Below are 17806 nucleotides of genomic sequence, written 5' to 3'. Positions count from 1 at the left end.
CGCTGCCGGGGGCCGTCGTCCTCGTGGTGCGCTGGTACACAGCCGTACGGGCCGACGAGGCCGCTGAGTCCCGTGAGCCTGGTGAGGCCGCTGAGTCCCGTGAGGCCGCTGAGCCTGCTGAGGCCGGTGCCCGTGAGCCTGCTGAGGCCGGTGAGACTGTTTCCGGCCCAGCGCCCCGGGCGGCCTACAGCGAGCCGGACCCCCCGCTGACCCCCGTGTTCCCGGAGCCGGTGTTTCCGGAGGCCTCCGAAGTCAGCAGCGAGAAATACGCGCCGAAGGAATCCGCCAGGCTCGCCAGGAGTTCCTTCCCCTTTTCCGCGGACCCCAGGGAAGGACGGCCGATGACGCCCGAATCGGTATAGGCGGACATTCCCAGCGTGAGCAGATGGCGGCGGTCGTCCGCGGTGAAATCGGCGGACTCGAAACCGGGCCGGACGAGTTCCGGGTGGGCGTGCAGCAGGATCGAGGTCTCGATCTCCCCGGCGTGCATGTCGGTGAGGAGCGAGGTCACCACCCCGGACCGTTCCCGCGCCGCCTCCCAGTCCTCCGGGGCCGGGAAGAGCGCCATCCGCTCACCGCGGGCGGAGGACTCCTGGACAGCGTTGCCCAGGACGTAGTTCCCGCCGTGTCCGTTGACCAGCACCAGGGCCTCGACGCCCGAGCGGCGCAACGACGCCGCGATGTCCCGTACCACCGCGTGAAGGGTCACGGAGGAGATGCTGACGGTCCCCGGCCAGCCCGCGTGCTCGTGCGAGCAGGCGATGGTCACCGGCGGAAGGAGGTGCACCGGGTACGCCCCGGCGATCTCCCGGGCGATGGCGCACGCGACCAGGGTGTCGGTGGCGAGCGGCAGGTACGGACCGTGCTGTTCGAAGCTGCCGACCGGCAGGACGGCCACCTGCGTGGTGACGCCCGCGCCCCGGGAGCGGACGTCCTCGGTGGTGTCCGCGGGCAGCAGGCCGTACGTCGCCCCCGCCCCCGCCGTCGCCGCCGTCCTTATCTCCGAACCACTCATCTTTTCCCGGCCTTTCGTCTCCGCTTAGGAATCAGATCATGACAGAGAACATTGGCGTACTCGGCAAGCAGACCGCGCAGCGCACCGGTGTGGAACGCGTGGTGAATGCCCCCTTGCCCACGGTGTACGGGAAATTCCAGGCGGTGGGCTACCTCGACCACGACCGCGGTGACGAACAAGTCGCCCTGGTGTACGGCGAGATCGGCAGCGAGGACGTGCTGACCCGGCTGCACTCGGAATGCCTGACCGGCGACGCGTTCGGCTCCCAGCACTGCGAGTGCGGCGACCAGCTGGAGTCGGCGCTGCGGGCCGTCGTCGCCGCCGGCAGCGGCATCGTCGTCTATCTGCGCGGCCACGAGGGACGCGGCATCGGCCTGCTGGGCAAGCTGCGCGCGATGGCCCTCCAGGCGGAGGGGCTGGACACCGTCGAGGCGAACGTGGCGCTCGGCTTCCCGGTGGACGCCCGCGACTACAAGGTGGCCGCCGACATCCTGCGCGACCTCGGCGTACGGTCCGTGCGGCTGATGTCGAACAACCCGCGCAAGCGCGAGGCGCTCGTCGACAACGGCATCCAGGTCGCCGAGGAGGTGCCGCTGCTCATCGAACCGTGCGAGAACAACATCACCTACCTGCGCACCAAGCGGGAGCGCATGGACCACCGGCTGCCGCACCTGGACGCCGTCGCGCACTGGTCCTGAGCGCCCTTGGCCGGGATCCCCGCGCCGCCCGGCGGGTAGGGATCACGACGGTCCGTGCAGGTGACAGCCCCGGCCTCGGTACTCGGGCCGGGGCCGCCGCACCATAAGGAGCCGCTCGCGTGAACACGCATGCCTCGGTCGTCGTCATCGGCGGCGGAGTGATCGGGACCAGCATCGCCTACCACCTGGCCGCCGCGGGCGTACGGGACGTCCTGCTGGTGGAACGGGACGACCTCGCCGCCGGGTCGACCTCGAAGGCCGCCGGAGGGGTGCGCGCCCAGTTCTCCGACGAGCTGAACATCCAGCTCGGGGCGCGCAGCCTGGAGGCGTTCGGGCGGTTCGGCGAGGAGTTCGGGCACGACATCGGACTGCACCGGGTCGGCTACCTCTTCCTGCTCTCCACCCCCGAGGAGGTCGCCTCGTTCGAGGCGGGCGTGCGGCTGCAGAACGCGCTCGGGGTGCCCAGCCGCATGATCGACCCGGCGGAGGCCCGCCGGCTCTCCCCGCTGATCACCACCGACGGCTTACGCGCCGCCGCGTTCTCGCCCGACGACGGGCACTGCACGCCGGAGGCCGTCGTCCAGGGGTACGCCGACGCCGCCCGCCGGTACGGCGCGCGCATCCTGCGCCGGACCGCGGTGACCGGCATCGAGACCCGCGGCGACACCATCACCGGCGTCACCACCACCCTCGGCCCGATCACCACCGACACGGTGATCTGCGCGGCCGGCGCCTGGTCCCGGTCCGTCGGCGCGATGGTGGGCGTGGACCTGCCGGTGCAGCCGCTGCGCCGCCAGATCGCGGTCACCGAGGCGGTGCCCGGACTCGCGCCGGACCTCCCCATGACGATCGACTTCAGCACCACCCTCTACTTCCACTCCGAGGGCCCCGGTCTGCTCGTCGGGATGTCCGACCCCGACGAGCGGCCCGGCTTCGCCACCGACACCCACGACCGCTGGATCCCCCGTCTCGCCGCCGCGCTGGAGCACCGCGCCCCCGACATCCTGGAGCTGCGCCGCACGGGAGGCTGGGCGGGCCTGTACGAGATCACCCCGGACCACAACGCCCTGATCGGCGAGGCGCATTCGATCTCCCGTTTTCTGTATGCGACCGGTTTCTCCGGGCATGGCTTCCTCCAGGGACCGGCCGTCGGCGAGGTCGTCCGCGACCTCTACCTGGGCCGCGTACCCTTCGTGGACGTCACCCCCCTGAGCGCCGGCCGGTTCGCGGCCGACGCCCCGCGTCCGGAGGTCAACTGCGTATGACGGCACCGACCGCCCCCCACCTGTGGCTGCGCCACGAGGACCGCTCCACCGAACGGCGCACCCCGGTCGTCCCCGACGACGCCCGCCGCCTCGTCGAGGCCGGAGTGCGGCTGACCGTCGAGGAGTCCCCGCAGCGGATCTTCCCCGTCGAGGAGTACGAGGCGGTGGGCGCCCGCGTCGCCCCCGCGGGCTCCTGGGTGTCGGCGCCGCCCGAGACGGTCGTCCTCGGCCTGAAGGAACTCCCCGACCAGCCGGCCGAGCTGACCCACCGCCATGTCTTCTTCGGGCACGCCTACAAGCAGCAGCCCGGTGCCGCCGGTCTGCTCCGCCGGTTCGCCGCCGGGGGAGGGGCGCTGCTGGACCTGGAGTACCTGGTCGACGAACAGGGCCGCAGGCTGGCCGCGTTCGGGTTCTGGGCCGGCTACCTCGGCGCGGCCCTCGCGGTGCTCCACCACCGGGGCCGGCTCTCCGCGCCGCTGCTCCCCACCGACCGGGACGCGCTGGACGAGATCCTGCGGCCGCGCCCCGAGGACGGCGAGTTCACCGCCCTCGTGGTCGGTGCCCTGGGCCGCAGCGGCCGCGGCGCCCGCGCCGCGCTCACCACGGCCGGTGTCGAGCCCACGTGCTGGGACCTCGCCGAGACCCGGGACCTGGACCGTCGTGCCCTCCTCGGCCACGATCTGCTCGTCAACTGCGTCCTGGCCACCACCCCCGTGCCGCCGTTCGTGCGCGAGGAGGACCTGGACGACCCGGCCCGCAGGCTGCGCACCCTCTCCGACGTCACCTGCGACGTCGGCTCCCCCCTCAACGTCCTGCCCGTCTACGACCGCACCACGGAGTGGACGGATCCCGTGCGCACCCTGCGCAAGGAGCCCCCGCTGGACCTGATCGCCATCGACAACCTGCCCTCGCTGCTGCCGCGCGAGTCCAGCACCGACTTCTCGGCGGCCCTGCTGCCGCAGCTGCTGGTACTGCCCGCTGGGGAGGCATGGGCGCGCTGCCTGCGGCGGTTCCGCCGGGCGGGGCGTGAACTCGGCATCGAGGGGCGGGAGTTCGACCATGAGTGAGGCGGTGGTGGTTCCCGCGAGCGGTGCCGTCCACTGGGTGGGCGCCGGACTGTCGACGGGCAGCGGGCTCGCCGACCTGTGCGCACGCACCGACGGCGTCCGCCTCTGGCACCGTACGGAGGACCGCGCCGCCGAGGCCCTGGACCGGCTGGGGCTGACCGGACGCGCCGCACCCCGCGCCTACACACTCGACGCGCTCACGGCCGAACTCGCCCCCGGTGACGTCGTCGTGTCGATGCTGCCCGCCCCGGACCACGCCCCGCTGCTGGCCGCCTGCGTCGCCCGGCACGCCCATTTCGCCTGCTCCAGCTATGTCTCGGACGCGGTGCTGGAGCAGGTCCCGGCGGCCGCGAAGTCGGGTCTGGTCGTCCTCACCGAGGCCGGGCTCGACCCCGGGATCGATCACCTCTTCGCCCACGCCCTGGTGGCCCGCGCCCGGGAGGCGATCGGCGTGGACACGGCGGCCTCGTACCGCCTCACCTCGTACTGCGGAGGCATCCCCGCGGTCCCCGACGACTTCCGCTACCGCTTCAGCTGGGCGCCCCTCGGAGTCCTCAACGCCCTGCGCTCTCCTGCCCGTTACATCGAGGACGGGGCCGAGACCGTCGCCGCCCGGCCCTGGGAGGCGACCCGGCGGCACGTCGTCGACGGGGAACCCTTCGAGGTGTACCCCAACCGGGACAGCGTGCCCTTCGTCGAGCAGTACGGGCTGCCGCCGGCCTGGAGAGCGGACGGTTTCGTGCGCGGCACCCTGCGTCTGGACGGCTGGCTGCACGCCTGGCAGCCGGTGTTCGAGGAGCTGAAGGCGGGCGACGACGCCCGGATCGCCGCGCTGGCACGGGAGTTGGCGGCCGCCTACCCGACGACGGACACCGACCGTGACCGGGTGGTCCTGGAGGTCCGCCTCGAGGTGTCCCCACAGGTGTCTCCCGAGGTCTCCTCCGCGGCCTCGCCTGCGGTGGAGAAGGGGTCGGCCGGCTCGGCCCGCGGGGGCGCGTCCTGGTCGGGGAGTTACCTGCTGGACCTGGTCGGCGACGAGGCGGAGAGCGCGATGGCGCGGTGTGTCTCGCGCACGCTCGCGCTCGGCGTCCGGCAGATCCTGGCCGGCGCGCTGCCGCCGGGGCTGAGCCGGGCGGCCGAGACGGCGGCCCGGTCGGCGCGGTGGCTCGATGAACTGGCCGCGGAGGGACTGGAGTTCACCCGCACCGGGGATGGCTGACGGTCAGTCGAGCACGGCCTCGTGCACCAGCCGCTTGAGATCGGGGTACAGCTTCAGCGACCTCCTCGGCCGCACCTGCGTCAGGAACTGCACGCTCAGGTCGTGCTGCGGGTCGATCCAGAAGGTGGTCGTGGCGACACCGCTCCAGCCGTAGGTGCCGAGGCCCGTCGGGGCCTGGGTGCGGTCCGGGTCGACGACCACGGACACGCCCAGGCCGAAGCCGACACCGTCGTTGCCCGGTTCGTCGTGCGCCGGACGGCTGCCGAAGGCGCGCAGATCCGCCCCGCCGGGGAGGTGGTTGCGGGTCATGAGGTCCACGGTCTCGGGGGCGAGCAGCCGCACCCCGTCGAGTTCGCCGCGGCGGCGCAGCAGCTCGCTGAAGCGGTGGATGTCGTATGCGGTCGCCACCATACCGCCGCTGCCCGACAGGAAGCGGGGGCGGCCGAACAGGGGCAGGCCGGCGATCGGTTCGATGCCGCCGTCGTCGGTGCCGCCGTACAGCTCGGCCAGCCGGGGCGCCTGCTCGTCGCTGACCTGGAAACCGGCGTCGGTCATGCCCAGCGGGCGCAGGATCCGCTCGGCGACGAACTCGTCGAGGGGCTGCCCGGAGACGACCTCGATGATCCGGCCGAGGACGTTGGTGGACACCGAGTAGTTCCACTGCGTGCCCGGCTCGAACTGGAGCGGCAGCCGGGCGTACGCCTCCACGGTCTCGGCGAGGTTGGAGCCGGGCAGCACCGCGGACTCCAGCCCGGCCTCGCGGTACAGGGCGTCGACGGGGTGGCAGTGGTAGAAGGCGAACGTCAGGCCCGAGGTGTGGGTCATGAGATGCCGTACCAGCAGCGGCTGTTCGGCGGGGCGGGTGGTGAGGCCGGTGCCCGAGCCGCTCGCGTAGACGTGCTGGCCGGCGAAGGCGGGGAGGTGGTCGGCGACCGGGTCGTCGAGTCGCAGCCGGCCCTCCTCCACCAGTATCAGGGCGGCGACGGAGGTGACCGGCTTGGTCATCGAGTAGATCCGGTACAGGGTGTCGGCCTCGACGGGCAGTCCGGCGGCGATGTCGCGGTGGCCGTGCGTGGTCAGGTGCGCGACGCGGCCGCCCCGGGAGACCGCCAGGAGGAAACCGGGCAGCCGCCCCTCGTCGACGTAGTGGGCGACGTGCTGGTCGAGGCGGTCGAGCGCCTTCGCGTCCAGTCCGACCTCGCTCGGGTCGACCTCTTGTCGCAGCAGTGCCATCGTTCTCCTCCGGTGCGTTCGTGCGAGGTGCGGTCCGGGTTGCCCCTCCGGCACGACCTCAGTGCTCATGGTCGCCCAGGGAACGGGCGTACGGACCGCTTTCCACGCCGTGAGCGGTGTGGGGTGTGTCGCTTCGGCCGACCACCGGGCCGGCTGGGGTGGGGACGGGTATGTCGGTGTCGTCCGGCCCGGGGGAGCCGGTGGGCGCGGGGCGTCCCGGCAGGGCACGGCAGGCCGGGAGCGCCGCGAAGGCCGCCACGCCCAGCACGGCCATCGGGGTCCGGTCCGGGCCGAGGCCCATCAGCACGGTCGCCGAGGCGACGCCCAGCACCGGCCCGACGTTCATCGCCGTCTGCTGGAGCCCGCCCGCCACCCCGGCCGACGCGGCGGGAGCCTGCCGTACGACGACATGGGTGGCCGCCACCATCACGGTACCGAACCCGGCGCCCACCAGCGCGAACCCGGCGGCGAAGGCCGGCTCGCCCGGCGCCCGGGCCAGCACCAGCAGACCGGTGCCGAGCACCGCCGTCGCCCCCGTGACCGCGGCCCGGGCACCCGCCCGGCGCAGCAGCACCGCCGACACGGGCGCCGCCCCGATCAGGCACACCGCCAGCGGCAGACTGAGCAGCGCGCTGCGCAGGGCGGTCAGCCCGAGGCCGTCCTGGAGGACGTAGACACAGGTGAACAGGGCGCCGTTGAGGGCGGCCGAGGCGGTCACCAGCAGGGCGATCGCGCCGCGGACCGCGGGGGAGCGGACGACGTCCGGCGGCAGCAGGGGCGCGGGCGCCCGCCGCTCGTGCCGGACGAAGGCGACCGCGGCGAGCAGCGCGGCCGGTGCGGACCAGGTCGCGCCCGGGAGGGTGACGAGGGTGTGCACCAGACAGGCCAGTGCCACGGCGAGCAGCAGGGCGCCGGGGACGTCCAGCGGGGTGCCGGCCGGGGGGCGCCGCTCCTCCCGTGCGGCCAGGGCGAGCACTCCGAACAGCAGCGCGGGCACCACGTTGAGCAGGAACACGGCCCGCCAGCCGAACGAGGTGGCGAGCGCCCCGCCCACCACCGGCCCGGCCGCGGCCGCCACCCCGATGGCCGCCGTCCGCACGGCGATCGGCGTGCGCAGCCGGTCCGGTGGGAACGACGCCCGCAGCATCCCCAGCGTCGCCGGTTGCAGCAGCGCCCCGAACACCCCCTGGACGACGCGCAGTCCGATCACCCAGCCCACGCCCGGTGCCACCGCGATGCCCGCCGAGGCGGCGCCGAAGCCGAGCATGCCGACCCCGAAGGCACGGCGGTGCCCGTACCGGTCGCCGAGCCGCCCGGCGAACACCAACAGGCCCGCCACGGCCACGAGATACCCGGTGCTCGTCCACTGCGCCCGGGCGAGCGAGGCGTGCAGGTCATGACGCAGGGCCGGCTGGGCGACGGTGAGCACGGTGCCGTCCAGGGCGACGACCACGGCACCCGCCACGCTGCTCGCCAGTGTCAGCGGACGGTTCACCGGCCGTCCTCCGGCCCGAGGTACGCGTCGAGCGCGGTCCGCAGGAGAGGCATGAAGTCAGATGCTCCCGTGGCGAGTGGGAGGCTGCCCCACCCCCACAGCTGGGCGATGCCGTGCAGGTTCGCCCACAGCGCGCCCGCGACCGCACGGGCGTCGGCGCCGGGACGGGCCCGGCCCACCAGGTCCACCAGGACGCCGAACAGCGGAAGACTGGTGTCCCGCAGCCGCAAATGCCCGCTCTCCAGCAAGTCATGACGGAACATCAGCTCATACATTCCCGCGTTGTCGAGGGCGAACTGCAGATACGCCTGCCCCAGTTCGGTCAGCTGGGCGCGCGGAGCCGCGTCGCCGTCGGCGAGCGTCGCCGTCACCCGGATCCCCAGCTCGGTGAAGCCGCGGCGGGCGATGGCAGACAGCAGCTCCAGATGGGTGGGGAAGTAACGGCGCGGCGCACCGTGGGACACGCCGGCCCGGCGGGCGATCTCCCGCAGGGTCAGCGCACCGGCCCCTTCCCGGGCGACCAGATCCACGCCGACGTCGACGAGACGGGTCCGCAGGTCGGGGTCCGGCTTCTCGGATGGGCTCATAGACACTGTCTACCACCCGACGATAGACAGTGTCTACGGTGGGCCCAGGGCTCCCTGGAGTGCGGCGACGGAGTGCGGGCGGGGGAATGCGGCGCGGTGGTGCGCCGGTTGTACGGAGCATGACTCGGGACACGACGCGACCCGCACTGCTCGCCCTGCTCTCCGAGGGCCGCAACGGCGTACTGGTCACCCTCAAGCGCGACGGCCGCCCCCAGCTGTCGAACGTCAGCCACCACTACTACCCGGACGAGGGCGTGATCCGGGTCTCCGTCACCGACGACCGCGCCAAGACCCGCAACCTGCGCCGCGACCCCCGCGCCTCCTACCACGTCACGACCGCCGACCGCCGCGCCTACACCGTGGTCGAGGCCGTCGCCGACCTCACGCCGGTCGCCGCCGACCCCTACGACGACACCGTCGAGGAACTCGTCCGCCTCTACCGCGACGTCCTCGGCGAACACCCCGACTGGCACGACTTCCGCACCGCCATGGTCCGCGACCGGCGCCTGGTCGTCCGGCTCAGGGTGGAACGGGCGTACGGCATCCCCCGGGCGTCCGACGCCGGCTGACGGCTGCACCTGGTGGCCACCGGCGACACCTGCCGGAATACGACGGCACGACGGCACGACGGCACGGCCGAGCCCCCGGCGCCGTGGCGGCGTCCGGGGGCTCGGGGGTCCGGGGGACGGGGGGTGAGGTCAGGCGGTCAGGCGGTGACCCTCTCCGGCTGGGGGACCTCGCGGGCGCCCCGCTCGCCGAGCTGCTCGGTGGGGATCCTCGCGGTCTCCCGGGCCGACAGCGCCGCGATCACCGGCGGTACGCACAGCGCCGCCGTGAACAGGGCGACGGAGGACCAGTCGTCCCCGTTCGGGCCGGCGATCTGCGCCGCGAAGGTGACGGCGAAACCGGCCCCGGCGAAACCGATCTGGGTGCCGATCGCCATGCCCGACAGCCGCACCCGGGTCGAGAACATCTCGCCGTAGAAGGAGGGCCACACACCGTTCGCGGCGCTGTAGACCACGCCGAAGGCGACGATGCCGAGAACCAGGATCAGCGGGTAGGAGCCGGTGGAGACCGCCCACAGGTACCCGAACATCGCCACCGCGCTGCCCACCGCGCCGATCAGGTACACCGGCCGGCGGCCGATGCGGTCGGAGAGCGTGGCCCACGCCGGGATGGCACCCAGCGCGACCAGGTTGGCGAGCGCGCCGACCCACAGCATCGAGGAACGGTCCATGCCCACCGCGTCGCTCGTCGCGTACGCCAGCGCCCACACCGTGAAGACGGTGCTGACCGAGGCGATCAGCGCGCCCCCGATCACCCGCAGCACATCCGCCCAGTGTTCACGCAGCAGCACCGCCAGCGGCAGCTTCACGACCTCGCCGGTGGCCTGCTGTGCCTCGAAGGCCGGGGTCTCCTCCAGCTTCCGCCGGATCACATAGCCGACCACGGCGACTGCGATGCTCATCCAGAACGGCACCCGCCAGCCCCACGACAGCAGCTGGTCCTCGGGCAGCGCGGCCACCGGGATGAAGACCAGGGTGGCCAGCAGCTGCCCGCCCTGGGTACCGCTCAGGGTGAAGCTGGTGAAGAAGCCGCGCCGGTGCGGCGGCGCGTGTTCGAGTGTCATCGAGTTGGCGCTGGCCTGCTCGCCGGCGGCGGACACCCCCTGCAGCACACGGCACAGGACCAGCAGGACCGGGGCGAGGGAGCCGACCTGGGCGCGGGTGGGCAGACAGCCGATCAGGAACGTCGACACGCCCATCAGGATGAGCGTGAACACCATGATCTTCTTACGGCCCAGACGGTCCCCGAAGTGCCCGAGGAAGAGCGCCCCGACCGGCCGGGCCGCATAGGCGACGCCGAACGTGGCCAGCGACAGCAGGGTCGCGGTGGCCGGGTCCGACTCGTCGAAGAAGACCTTCGGGAAGATCAGCGCGGCCGCGCTGCCGTAGATGAAGAAGTCGTAGTACTCCAGGGCGCTCCCGATCCACGCCGCGGTGGCGGCTTTCTTCGGCTGGCCGGGGGGTGCTGCGGCGGGGACGGACACGGCGTGCTCCTTCGGGGGACTCCAACGTACGCAGGAGTGGGACAAAAGGGGAGAAGGGGAGAAGGGGAAGGGCCGGATCCCTGGGGTGCGGGGCGGCTGCGCCGGGTCGATCGTCCCGGCTAATTAACCCACTGGGTAGTTAGTAGCGGCTGGGTGGTGATGTTGCGCCGTTGTTTCGCCGCTGTCAATAGGTCTCGGTGGAAGTGAGTGGGGGGCGGCGGTATGCGATCTGCCGTATGCGGGCTATCGGCTACCGCCGACCGCTGTCGGCCAACTGTCGTTCGAAGACGGCCGACCGCCGACCGCCGACCGCCGCCGGCGGCTCGTCGCCCGTCCGCGGGCGACCGCGGGCGACCGGCGAGCCTCCGTCGGTCAGCAGTCGGCGCCCCGCCCTCAGCCCCCCGCCCGCTCCGCCGTCAAATAGGCGATCACCATGTCCCCGAGCATGGCCCGGTAGTGCTCCCGCTGCGCCGGATCCACCAGGTCACGCCCGAACAGTGCCCCGAAGGTGTGCCGGTTGGCCACCCGGAAGAAGCAGAACGAGCTGATCATCGCGTGCAGGTCCACGGCGTCCACCTCGGCGGTGAACAGCCCGGACTCCCGGCCGGCGGCGAGGATGCGGCGGATGACGTCGAGCGCGGGGGAGCCGATCCGGCCGAGTTCCTCGGAGGCGGCGATGTGCTCGGCCTCGTGGATGTTCTCGATGCTGACCAGCCGGATGAAGTCCGGGTGCTGCTCATGGTGGTCGAAGGTCAGCTCGGCCAGGCGCCGGATCGCCGCCACCGGGTCCAGGTGCTCGACGTCCAGCTGTTGCTCGGCTTCGCGGATCACGCCGTACGCGCGCTCCAGGACGGCGGTGAACAACTGCTCCTTGCCGCCGAAGTAGTAGTAGATCATCCGCTTGGTGGTGCTGGTGCGGGCGGCGATGTCGTCGACGCGGGCGCCGGCGTAGCCGACGCGGGCGAACTCCCGGGTCGCCACGTCCAGGATCTCGGCCCGGGTCCGGGCGGCATCGCGTGTGCGCCCGTTGGATCGTTCCGGTTCGTCGACGCTGGTCATCGGATTCCTTCGGGCGGCGTGGCTGCGGTGCAGCGATTCTAGGAGCCGTTCCCGTCCCGTGAGGCGAGAGGGGCTTCCCCGTGGGCCCGCCAGGGTGCTATGACTAACTCACCAGTTCGTACATTAGCCAGCCGCTCAGGAGGTCCTCCGTGACCAAGGACGTGACCAAGGACTCGTATCTCGTGGGTCTGATCGGTTCCGGGATCGGCCCCTCGCTCAGCCCGGCACTGCACGAACGGGAGGCCGACCGGCAGGGGCTGCGCTATCTCTACCGGCTGATCGACCTCGACGTCCTCGGCGCCGCGCCGCAGGCGGTCGGCGACCTGGTGCGGGCCGCCCGTGACCTTGGCTTCGACGGGCTGAACATCACCCACCCGTGCAAGCAGCTGGTCATCGAGCACCTCGACGCGCTGTCCCCGCAGGCCGAGGCGCTCGGCGCGGTCAACACGGTCGTCTTCGAGGACGGCGGCCGGGCCGTGGGCCACAACACCGACGTCACCGGCTTCGCCGCGTCATTCGCGCGCGGACTGCCGGACGTCCCGCTGGAGCGGGTCGTGCAGCTGGGCGCGGGCGGCGCGGGCGCGGCCGTCGCGCACGCCACGCTCACCCTCGGCGCCGGCCGGGTCACCGTGGCGGACGCGCTGCCCGAGCGGGCCGAGCGGCTCGCCGACGCCCTGAACCGTCACTTCGGCGAGGGCCGGGCCGCCGCGTCGGGACTCGACCGGCTGCCCGGACTGCTCGCGCACGCCGACGGCGTCGTCCACGCCACCCCCACCGGCATGGCCGCCCACCCCGGCCTGCCCTTCCCCGCCGCGCTGCTGCGGCCGGAGCTGTGGGTCGCCGAGGTCGTCTACCGTCCCCTGGAGACCGAACTGCTGCACACCGCCCGCGCCCTCGGCTGCGCCACCCTCGACGGCGGCGGCATGGCCGTCTTCCAGGCGGCGGACGCGTTCCGCCTGTTCACCGGGCGGGAACCCGACAGCGCCCGCATGCTCGCCGACATCGCCGAACTGGCCGGCGCCGTCCCCGCCCCCAAGTAGCCACGGCAGTAGCCACGGCCTCCCTGCCCCCTGCCGCCCTGCCCCTGCCGCCCTGCCCCCTGCCTCCCTGCCCTCTGTCTCCCGGCAGTCCCGCCGCTGCCCCCCACGAAACGACCAGAACGAACCACGAGGTGCCCAGGTGCGTACGTCCATCGCCACCGTCTCCCTGAGCGGATCCCTCACCGAGAAGCTGGCGGCCGCCGCCCGCGCCGGCTTCGACGGCGTCGAGATCTTCGAGAACGACCTGCTCGCGAGCCCCCTCACCCCCGAGGACGTGCGCGCCCGCTGTGCGGACCTCGGGCTGAGCATCGACCTGTACCAGCCGATGCGCGACGTCGAGGCCGTCCCCGAGGCCGAGTTCGCCCGCAATCTGCGCCGCGCCCGCCACAAGTTCGAGCTGATGGGCCGGCTCGGCGCGGACACCGTCCTGGTCTGCTCCAGCGTCTCCCCGCTCGCCGAGGACGACGACGCCCTCGCCGCCGAGCAGCTCGCCCGGCTCGCCGACCTCGCCCAGGACTTCGGCGTCCGGGTCGCCTACGAGGCGCTCGCCTGGGGACGGCACGTCAGCACGTACGACCACGCCTGGCACATCGTCGACACCGCCGGCCATCCCGCCCTCGGCACCTGTCTGGACAGCTTCCACATCCTGTCCCGCGGCTCCGACCCCAAGGGCATCGAGGACATCCCCGGCGAGAAGATCTTCTTCCTACAGCTGGCCGACGCCCCGCTGCTCGGCATGGACGTGCTCCAGTGGAGCCGCCACCACCGCTGCTTCCCGGGGCAGGGTGGATTCGACGTGGTGGATCTCGTACGCCGTGTACTGCATACGGGATACGACGGCCCGCTCTCGCTCGAAGTCTTCAACGACGTCCTCCGCCAGGCCGCGGCCGGCCCCACCGCCGTCGACGCCCGCCGCTCCCTGCTGCTGCTCCAGGAGGAGGTCGGCGTCGCCGCCCTCCCCGCCCCGGCCACCCCGACCGGGATCGCCTTCACCGAGCTGGTCACCCCCGACGCGGAACCCGTCGGCGCGCTCCTCGGCCGCCTCGGCTTCGCCCGCACCGCCCGCCACCGGCGCAAGCCCGTCGACCTGTGGGAGCAGGGCGACGCCCGGATCCTCGTCAACACCGGACCGACCGCCCTGCCCCATGCCCGGCTCCGCTCGCCCGGGGGGACCCCCGTCGACGGCACCACCCTCGCCGCGATCGGCCTGGAGTCCCCGGACCCGGCCGCCGCCGCCCGCCGCGCCGAGGCCCTCCTCGCCCCCGTCCTGCCCCGCCGCCGCGCCGCCGACGACGCCCCGCTCGACGCCGTCGCCGCCCCCGACGGCACCGAACTCTTCCTGTGCGCCACACACCGCCCCGGCCTGCCCGACTGGCGCGCCGACTTCGAGGACGACCCGCACACCCCTGCACCCCCCGGCGCCCTGCGCGTCGACCATGTGGCGCTCACCCAGCCCTGGCACCAGTTCGACGAGGCCGTCCTCTTCCACCGCGGCGTCCTCGGCCTCGACGCGCAGGAGAGCGTCGACGTCGCCGACCCCTACGGGCTGCTCCGCAGCCGGGCCGTGACCAGCGGCGACGGCACCGTACGCTTCCCGCTCACCGTCGGTGCCGCCCCCGGCGACGACACCGCGCACGCCCGCCACATCGCGCTGGCCACCGACGACGTGGTCGCCGCCGCCCGCCGCTTCACCGCGGCCGGCGGACGTCTGCTGCCGATCCCCGCGAACTACTACGACGACCTCGCCGCCCGCTTCGAGTTCGCCGACGGAGAGCTGGAGACCTACCGGGACCTCGGCATCCTCTACGACCGGGACGCGCACGGTACCTTCCGGCACTGCTACACCCGCACCGTGGGCCGCGTCTTCTTCGAACTCGTCCAGCGCGACGGCGGCTACCGGGGCTACGGCGCCGTTAACGCGCCGGTGCGGCTCGCCGCACAGCACACCGCCCGCTGACCGGCCGCCCGCTGACCCGCCGCCGCTGACCTGTCACAAGCCGGCCTGCCTCCCGGCCGCCGACCCGTTGCCCGTCCGCCGCGCGGCGGACGGCTCACTGGCGGCTGACCGTCCGGGTCACGCCCGCGACGACCGTCGTCGCCAGGATCCAGCCCGTGACGACGAGGACGTACGACAGCGTCCGGTACCAGCCGCTCGGCGCGAACGCGCCCTCCTGCCCGAACGAGATCACCGGCAGCAGCAGGTCCAGGGTGTAGAAGACGGGGTCGAACTCGGGCGCCTCGTCCGCCTTGAGCGGCGGCGGAGGGTGCCCCGCGTACACGATCGAACCGGCTGCGAGCAGGGACAGCAGCCAGACGGCGGCGCGCAGCGGACGGAACCCGTAGCCAACGGCCGCGTCCTGGAGGTGGCCCCACAGCCGCCCGTGCCAGGGGAGCGTGGACCGCCGGCGGCGCTGCTTGGCGAGCTGCACGACCCGGGCGGCGTGGTCGTCGCCGGTCCTCCTGTATGCGGCCGTCAGTTGTTCGTATGCGTGCGGGTCGAAGCCCTGGCCGTCCCGCTCCAGCATGGGCAGCCGGTCCTCGGCGGGCACGTGCGGGGTGAGGAAGGTGTACGTGAGGTCGAGCAGCCGCACCTGGTCGGGGAGCATCTCCGGTTCCAGGCTGAGCTGCGTGATCTCGGCCCGCCGCAGATTCAGCAGGCCCTCCACCCGCGGGCCCCGGCGCAGCCACAGCTCGCCGATCACACAGCTGCTGGCCCGCAGGGCGGTGCCGCCGGGGTTGGACAGCCGGGCATGCAACAGGTCCACCCGGCCCGGTATCCGGGCCCCGCGCAGGTCGATCCGGCCCCGCGTGCTCAGCCGCCGGCCGAGCAGGTTGGCGCCCAACTCCAGTGCGTCGGCCTGAAGGACATGGGCGTCCGGGTTGATGAGTTCGGCGTCCTGAAGGTCGAGCGACCCGGCGACGACGGCCCCGTCGAGCCGGATCAGGCCCCGGGCGCGCAGACCGCGGGCGCACAGGTCGTCCTCGACGACGATCCGGTGCAGATGGAGGGCCGGCCGGTCGGTGTCCGCGTCGCCGGCCTCGGCCTCCTCCAGGAACAGCGCACCGGCGATCTGCGCCCCGTCCAGGCGCACCGGCCCGCCGAAACGGCAGCGGGTCAGCCGGAGACTGCCGTCGATCCGGGCCCGGGTCACCGACAGCCCGGGCATGTCCGAGTCGCGCATGCTGACGTAGCGCAGATGGGCGCCGATGAGGTCGGGCGCCTCGTCGAAGCGGCAGTGGGTCAGATGGACGACGCTGTCGACGCTCGCGTACCGCAGCTCCAACGCACCGGTGACACGGGCGCCCCGTACCTTGAGGGCCGCCGTCTCCCCCTGTTCCCGGGGGCCGTTGAGGAGCAGGGCCCGCAACACCGTGGCCCGTACGGTCCGTTCGGGTCCCCAGTCGTCGGATCCGTCGCGAAAGTCCACCTCCGTGCCGGTGGCGAAGGCCCGCCAGACACGCTGTTCGGCCGGTGTCGGATCGTCGATCTCCATCAGCCGCGACTCTGGCGGGCCCTTTGAACGGTGTCAACCGGTTACGGCCTGACGTTCCACTCCGCGATCACGGGCCACCCGTGCTCCGTGGACAGCCTGCTGTACGTTCCCGTCGCCAGCTGGAACAACCGGCCCTGCCCGGGCGGCAGTCCCAGCCGACGGGCCGTCAGGACCCGGAGGAAATGGCCGTGGGCGACGAGCACCGCGTCCCCGCCGCAGTCGGCGAGCGCCGCGTCGACCCGGGACAGCACCCGGTCGGCACGCCGCCCGATGTCCTGCGGCGACTCACCGGGGTGACCGTCGGTGCCGGGCGGCACCCCGTCGGTCCACAGGTCCCAGGTGGGCCGGTCGCGGTGGATCTCGACGGTGGTGATGCCCTCGTACCCGCCGTAGTCCCACTCGTGCAGGTCGGGTGCGGCGACCGCCCCGCCGATGCCGGCGAGTTCGGCGGTGCGCGTCGCGCGGCCGAGCGGGCTGGTCAGGGCCAGGCAGAAGGTCCGGCGGGAGAAGAACGGGGCGAGCGACTTCGCCTGGAGTTCGCCGTTCTCGGTGAGCGGCAGGTCGGTCCAGCTGGTGTGCTGCCCCGACCTGCTCCACTCCGTCTCGCCGTGACGGACCAGCAGCAGATCCCCCACGGCCGGCTACTCCTTCGCCGACTCGACGGCGTGGCCGCCGAACTGGTTGCGCAGCGCCGCGATCATCTTCATCTGCGGGGAGTCGTCCTGGCGGGACGTGAACCGCGCGAAGAGGGAGGCGGTGATGGCGGGCAGCGGCACCGCGTGGTCGATGGCGGCCTCGACCGTCCACCGTCCCTCGCCGGAGTCCTGGGCCCAGCCGCGCAGCTTGTCGAGGTGCTCGTCCTCGTCGAGGGCGTTGACCGCGAGGTCGAGCAGCCAGGACCGGATGACGGTGCCCTCCTGCCAGGAGCGGAAGACCTCCCGCACGTCCGTGACGGAATCGACCTTCTCCAGCAGCTCCCAGCCCTCGGCGTAGGCCTGCATCATGGCGTACTCGATGCCGTTGTGGACCATCTTCGAGAAGTGCCCGGCGCCGACCTTGCCCGCGTGGACATAGCCGTACGGGCCCTCGGGCTTGAGCGCGTCGAAGATCGGCTGGAGCCGGTCGACGTACTCCTTGTCGCCGCCGACCATGAGGGCGTAGCCGTTCTGCAGCCCCCAGACACCGCCGGAGACCCCGGCGTCGACGAACCCGATGCCCTTGGCGCCGAGTTCACTCGCGTGCTTCTCGTCGTCCGTCCAGCGGGAGTTGCCGCCGTCCACGACGACGTCGCCCGCCTGGAGCAGGTCGCCCAGCTCGTCGACGACGGACTGGGTGGGGGCGCCGGCCGGGACCATCACCCAGACGATGCGCGGCGCTTCGAGCTGCTCGACGAGTTCGGCGAGGTCCTCGACGTCGGAGAGTTCGGGGTTGCGGTCGTATCCGACGACGGTGTGGCCCGCGCGGCGGATCCGCTCACGCATGTTGCCGCCCATCTTGCCGAGACCGATGAGACCGAGCTGCATGTCAGTTCACTACTTCCTGAGTTCGCGGTACGCGGCCACGAGGGCGGCGGTGGAGGGGTCG

At 72.9% G+C, this 17806-nt stretch carries 16 protein-coding genes; 7 read left to right on the top strand and 9 right to left on the bottom strand.

Going from position 1 to position 17806, the window contains the following annotated elements; translation table 11 throughout:
• Window positions 1–184: 184 nt before the first annotated feature.
• Window positions 185–1015 carry a creatininase family protein gene (locus AQJ58_RS40450; protein WP_079078737.1) on the bottom strand — a complete coding sequence of 277 codons (831 nt, stop codon included), beginning with the start codon at window positions 1013–1015 and terminating at the stop codon, window positions 185–187.
• Window positions 1016–1053: 38 nt separating this feature from the next.
• Here AQJ58_RS40450 and ribA point away from each other — a divergent pair, with 38 nt between their 5' ends.
• The 4 genes from ribA to AQJ58_RS06285 all read left to right on the top strand — a co-directional run bounded on the left by ribA (window position 1054) and on the right by AQJ58_RS06285 (window position 5264).
• Complete coding sequence (ribA, locus tag AQJ58_RS06300) at window positions 1054–1713, top strand: GTP cyclohydrolase II (RefSeq protein ID WP_067245904.1); 660 nt, start codon at window positions 1054–1056, stop codon at window positions 1711–1713.
• Window positions 1714–1832: 119 nt separating this feature from the next.
• On the top strand, window positions 1833–2978 hold the full coding sequence (locus AQJ58_RS06295; RefSeq protein ID WP_067245902.1) for an NAD(P)/FAD-dependent oxidoreductase: 1146 nt from the start codon (window positions 1833–1835) through the stop codon (window positions 2976–2978).
• Window positions 2975–4045 (top strand): saccharopine dehydrogenase, encoded by a 1071-nt coding sequence (locus AQJ58_RS06290; RefSeq protein ID WP_067245900.1) that lies wholly within the window; start codon window positions 2975–2977, stop codon window positions 4043–4045. Before AQJ58_RS06295 ends, AQJ58_RS06290 begins: the two co-directional genes overlap by 4 nt.
• On the top strand, window positions 4038–5264 hold the full coding sequence (locus AQJ58_RS06285) for a saccharopine dehydrogenase family protein (protein WP_067245897.1): 1227 nt from the start codon (window positions 4038–4040) through the stop codon (window positions 5262–5264). Before AQJ58_RS06290 ends, AQJ58_RS06285 begins: the two co-directional genes overlap by 8 nt.
• Window positions 5265–5267: 3 nt before the next feature.
• Here AQJ58_RS06285 and AQJ58_RS06280 read toward each other — a convergent pair whose 3' ends face one another.
• From AQJ58_RS06280 to AQJ58_RS06270, 3 genes are read right to left on the bottom strand one after another with little or no spacing between them, the layout of a single operon-like run.
• Window positions 5268–6497, bottom strand: a complete 1230-nt coding sequence (locus AQJ58_RS06280; protein WP_067245894.1) for a serine hydrolase domain-containing protein — start codon at window positions 6495–6497, stop codon at window positions 5268–5270.
• Window positions 6498–6555: 58 nt separating this feature from the next.
• Complete coding sequence (locus AQJ58_RS06275; RefSeq protein ID WP_067245891.1) at window positions 6556–7992, bottom strand: MFS transporter; 1437 nt, start codon at window positions 7990–7992, stop codon at window positions 6556–6558.
• A complete protein-coding gene (locus AQJ58_RS06270) occupies window positions 7989–8579 on the bottom strand; it encodes a TetR/AcrR family transcriptional regulator (RefSeq protein WP_067245889.1) in 591 nt (196 codons plus the stop codon). Before AQJ58_RS06270 ends, AQJ58_RS06275 begins: the two co-directional genes overlap by 4 nt.
• A 119-nt stretch (window positions 8580–8698) precedes the next feature.
• On the opposite strand from AQJ58_RS06270, the gene AQJ58_RS06265 reads away from it, so the two are divergent.
• Window positions 8699–9148, top strand: coding sequence for a TIGR03618 family F420-dependent PPOX class oxidoreductase (locus AQJ58_RS06265; protein ID WP_067245886.1), 450 nt, complete (start codon window positions 8699–8701; stop codon window positions 9146–9148).
• A 137-nt stretch (window positions 9149–9285) separates the two neighbouring features.
• Here the strand turns inward: AQJ58_RS06265 and AQJ58_RS06260 are convergent, their stop codons facing one another.
• Window positions 9286–10629 carry an MFS transporter gene (locus AQJ58_RS06260; protein ID WP_067245883.1) on the bottom strand — a complete coding sequence of 448 codons (1344 nt, stop codon included), beginning with the start codon at window positions 10627–10629 and terminating at the stop codon, window positions 9286–9288.
• Window positions 10630–11022: 393 nt separating this feature from the next.
• Window positions 11023–11688: a TetR/AcrR family transcriptional regulator gene (locus tag AQJ58_RS06255; protein WP_067245881.1), complete on the bottom strand. Its 666-nt coding sequence runs from the start codon at window positions 11686–11688 to the stop codon at window positions 11023–11025.
• 161 nt (window positions 11689–11849) lie between these two features.
• On the opposite strand from AQJ58_RS06255, the gene AQJ58_RS06250 reads away from it, so the two are divergent.
• Window positions 11850–12728 carry a shikimate dehydrogenase gene (locus AQJ58_RS06250; RefSeq protein ID WP_067247609.1) on the top strand — a complete coding sequence of 293 codons (879 nt, stop codon included), beginning with the start codon at window positions 11850–11852 and terminating at the stop codon, window positions 12726–12728.
• A gap of 139 nt (window positions 12729–12867) precedes the next feature.
• Window positions 12868–14685, top strand: a complete 1818-nt coding sequence (locus AQJ58_RS06245; protein ID WP_067245878.1) for a bifunctional sugar phosphate isomerase/epimerase/4-hydroxyphenylpyruvate dioxygenase family protein — start codon at window positions 12868–12870, stop codon at window positions 14683–14685.
• 94 nt (window positions 14686–14779) lie between these two features.
• On the opposite strand, the gene AQJ58_RS06240 is transcribed toward AQJ58_RS06245, so the two are convergent.
• From AQJ58_RS06240 to gnd, 3 genes are read right to left on the bottom strand one after another with little or no spacing between them, the layout of a single operon-like run.
• Entirely contained in the window at window positions 14780–16222 is a 1443-nt protein-coding gene (locus AQJ58_RS06240) for a pentapeptide repeat-containing protein (protein ID WP_067245875.1), read from the bottom strand.
• A gap of 41 nt (window positions 16223–16263) precedes the next feature.
• A complete protein-coding gene (locus tag AQJ58_RS06235) occupies window positions 16264–16857 on the bottom strand; it encodes a histidine phosphatase family protein (RefSeq protein WP_067245872.1) in 594 nt (197 codons plus the stop codon).
• 6 nt (window positions 16858–16863) lie between these two features.
• Complete coding sequence (gnd, locus tag AQJ58_RS06230) at window positions 16864–17745, bottom strand: phosphogluconate dehydrogenase (NAD(+)-dependent, decarboxylating) (protein WP_067245869.1); 882 nt, start codon at window positions 17743–17745, stop codon at window positions 16864–16866.
• Between the last annotated feature and the right edge of the window lie 61 nt (window positions 17746–17806).

It is taken from the genome of Streptomyces sp. DSM 15324, from assembly GCF_001514285.1.
Classification (GTDB): domain Bacteria; phylum Actinomycetota; class Actinomycetes; order Streptomycetales; family Streptomycetaceae; genus Streptomyces.
This window is presented reverse-complemented; position numbering and strand designations above follow the sequence as displayed.

What these genes read in the sequence shown, in the direction of transcription:
- AQJ58_RS40450 (WP_079078737.1), bottom strand. Translation starts at nt 1,015, where the DNA reads ATGAGTGGTTCGGAGATAAGGACGGCGGCGACGGCGGGGGCGGGGGCG.
- ribA (WP_067245904.1), top strand. Translation starts at nt 1,054, where the DNA reads ATGACAGAGAACATTGGCGTACTCGGCAAGCAGACCGCGCAGCGCACC.
- AQJ58_RS06290 (WP_067245900.1), top strand. Translation starts at nt 2,975, where the DNA reads ATGACGGCACCGACCGCCCCCCACCTGTGGCTGCGCCACGAGGACCGC.
- AQJ58_RS06285 (WP_067245897.1), top strand. Translation starts at nt 4,038, where the DNA reads ATGAGTGAGGCGGTGGTGGTTCCCGCGAGCGGTGCCGTCCACTGGGTG.
- AQJ58_RS06280 (WP_067245894.1), bottom strand. Translation starts at nt 6,497, where the DNA reads ATGGCACTGCTGCGACAAGAGGTCGACCCGAGCGAGGTCGGACTGGAC.
- AQJ58_RS06270 (WP_067245889.1), bottom strand. Translation starts at nt 8,579, where the DNA reads ATGAGCCCATCCGAGAAGCCGGACCCCGACCTGCGGACCCGTCTCGTC.
- AQJ58_RS06265 (WP_067245886.1), top strand. Translation starts at nt 8,699, where the DNA reads ATGACTCGGGACACGACGCGACCCGCACTGCTCGCCCTGCTCTCCGAG.
- AQJ58_RS06255 (WP_067245881.1), bottom strand. Translation starts at nt 11,688, where the DNA reads ATGACCAGCGTCGACGAACCGGAACGATCCAACGGGCGCACACGCGAT.
- AQJ58_RS06240 (WP_067245875.1), bottom strand. Translation starts at nt 16,222, where the DNA reads ATGGAGATCGACGATCCGACACCGGCCGAACAGCGTGTCTGGCGGGCC.
- gnd (WP_067245869.1), bottom strand. Translation starts at nt 17,745, where the DNA reads ATGCAGCTCGGTCTCATCGGTCTCGGCAAGATGGGCGGCAACATGCGT.